Origin of the sequence: Cytobacillus firmus NBRC 15306 (assembly GCF_001591465.1) — a bacterium.
Lineage (GTDB): Bacteria > Bacillota > Bacilli > Bacillales > Cytobacillaceae > Cytobacillus > Cytobacillus firmus.
This window is the reverse complement of record NZ_BCUY01000177.1, coordinates 1-2,435: the sequence shown is the minus strand read 5'-3', so window position 1 is coordinate 2,435 and position 2,435 is coordinate 1. Positions and strand designations below refer to the sequence as shown.

The following is a 2,435-nucleotide window of genomic DNA, read 5'->3' as shown; positions in this document are numbered from 1 at the left end:
GTATTTTCCATAATAAATATATGTGTTTACAAAGGAAGCGAAATCATTTTTTATTACGACTAGTTACAAATATTCTGATAAGGTGCTTTCTATTTGTTCTAGCCTTAAATATGAGTAATCGATTAGTGCCTTGGATTAAAAACTTCCCACTAACATCAAATGAAATTGATATTGAAAAATATTACCAATGGATGCAACTTGGCACCAGTTCTCTAGCAAAATTATTTGAACCGATAAAAGATGTAATTACATTCTCTCTATTACCGAATAGTATCTTAGCAACTTATGCCATGGGGGAACTGGATTTAAAGGACTTACTAATTTTCAGTGTAATATTGACTATATTTGTTGGATTTACAGTCCTTCTTGCCTTTTCTAAAAGTAAGCCATCTAAAGGTATTTATTATCCATTTTCTTTTTATGAAAAGTGGATTGTTTCTCTAAGTGCTATTGTGAATAGACAATCATATATAACCTTTTTAATTAGAAATGATATTCGTACTACCTATTTCTTTCATAGATTTCCTATACTTCTAGGGCCATTGTCTTTCTGGATTCAATTGGGCATATTTACGAGTTTTATTCAAGTCTTTGAGCCATTCGATAAAATGTATCATTTTATTCTAGCTTTTTATTTCTTCTTTTTTGTATTTTTTTATGTATTTACAATGTTCTGGGGCTTAAATGGAATGTTCTCAATTGATAGTGTTGGCAAACATATCATTTTGCATCTTTTGTCTAAAAAAAATGCTTGGTCAATTTTTCTTTATAAATTTCGATTATTTTTAATTACTACACTTCCGTTATTTATTGTGTGTGACATTCTTTTTATGATTATCAATCAAGTTCCTTTAAATATTTCGATTATAGTTGGGGTATCTCACCTACTATTTTATTTTTTATTAACTATCATAATATTTTTACCATCAGTGATTAGTCCGCATTACAACTTTTTAAATATTGAACAATTAGAAGATTATCCAGATCAAAAAGCAGTACGGAACCTTATCAGGTACTTAACAGTAGGTATTTTTATCCCTTGTTTAATGTTACCTATAGCACTTTTAATGTCCGATTTCATTAGTATCTCACAGTATTTACATATAAACGCAATTGGAATCACTGTATTGTTTTTAATACTTTCGGGAAGCTTAGTTACAATTATTAAGCATAAATTAGTAAGGCTTAAGTGTTTGGATGACTTTTCTTTATAGGAGGGATTATATTGAATAGTATTTTGGAGTTTCAAAACGTAAAAAAAATAATTGAAGGGAAACCAATCTTAAAAAATATAAGTTTTGTAGTACCGGAAAGGAAAATTGTTGCCTTTTTAGGACCAAATGGAGCAGGTAAGACTACTACACTTAAAATAGCTGCGGGTCTATTAGAACATGAATCAGGTCAAATCATTATAAATGAAAATGAAAAATCACTTTATAAGTCAACCAATCCAGTTATGTTTATCCCTGACTATCCCTTGCTATATGAAGAATTAACAGGTTTTGAGTATGTAGAGATGATGATTGACATGTTTCAAATAAAGAAGAAAAATCCATATGAAAGCCTCTATCGTTACGATATGGATGACGAGCTGCACAAAAAAGTGAAGGATTTATCTTTGGGGAATAAGAAAAAGATTGCTTTATTTACAACCTTATTAAGTAATCCATCACTTTTATTGCTGGATGAATTTATTTCAGGTATTGATCCTATTAATATGAAGATAATCAAAGCAATTCTTCTGGATTACGTTAATAATGGGAATGCCATTCTTTTATCTACGCATCAATTAGAAGTAGCCCAGCATTTTTGCGATACGCTCATATTGATTAATAATGGTGAAATACTAGAAGATAATCTATCAATCACTTCGGTAACTGAAAATCATTCTACTTTAGAAGATTATTTTATATCTACATTGAAGACTAATGGGGGGAAATAATGAAAAAAAATTTTATTTTAGGAACTATAGTATTTTCTTTATTTGCCATTATTCCATTAATTTTCTCAATTTATAATGGTAATGCTAAAGATTCTATTGTTATTTCTTGTATTCTTATTGGCGTATTAGCTTTCACATTTATTGAATATAAGGGTTCAAAAAACAAGAGAGTAAAATAATCTTTATATTTAGGGGTAGCGTCACATGCCCATCAAGGTAAGAGATCATAATACCCCAGAACGAAAATTTTGTGTATCTTACTCGTTTTTATCGTTTTGGGGTAACTCGTTATTGTTAGCTTGATGGCGATGGGGTCCTACCAGCAAAACGCGGAAAACATACGCTAAGACAATTCATGGAAATGAAAAGCCGACTTTTCCTACGCTAAGGAATCATCGGCTTTTTTATTTTGCGATTAATACAGAATATTTAACTTTCACTTTCCAAATATCTATATTGTTAATGACGTTCTCCAATGTCCAGAACTTGATGA

At 30.0% G+C, this 2,435-nt stretch carries 3 protein-coding genes; all 3 read left to right on the top strand.

Going from position 1 to position 2,435, the window contains the following annotated elements:
* On the top strand, window positions 1-1,214 hold a 1,214-nt coding region (locus BFI01S_RS21555), incomplete at its 5' end, for a hypothetical protein (RefSeq protein WP_218008341.1).
* Window positions 1,215-1,225: 11 nt separating this feature from the next.
* Window positions 1,226-1,942, top strand: a complete 717-nt coding sequence (locus BFI01S_RS21550) for an ATP-binding cassette domain-containing protein (protein WP_061794398.1) — start codon at window positions 1,226-1,228, stop codon at window positions 1,940-1,942.
* Window positions 1,942-2,121: a hypothetical protein gene (locus tag BFI01S_RS21545; RefSeq protein WP_040344197.1), complete on the top strand. Its 180-nt coding sequence runs from the start codon at window positions 1,942-1,944 to the stop codon at window positions 2,119-2,121. The genes BFI01S_RS21550 and BFI01S_RS21545 overlap by 1 nt, the downstream gene beginning before the upstream one ends.
* Window positions 2,122-2,435 lie beyond the last annotated feature (314 nt).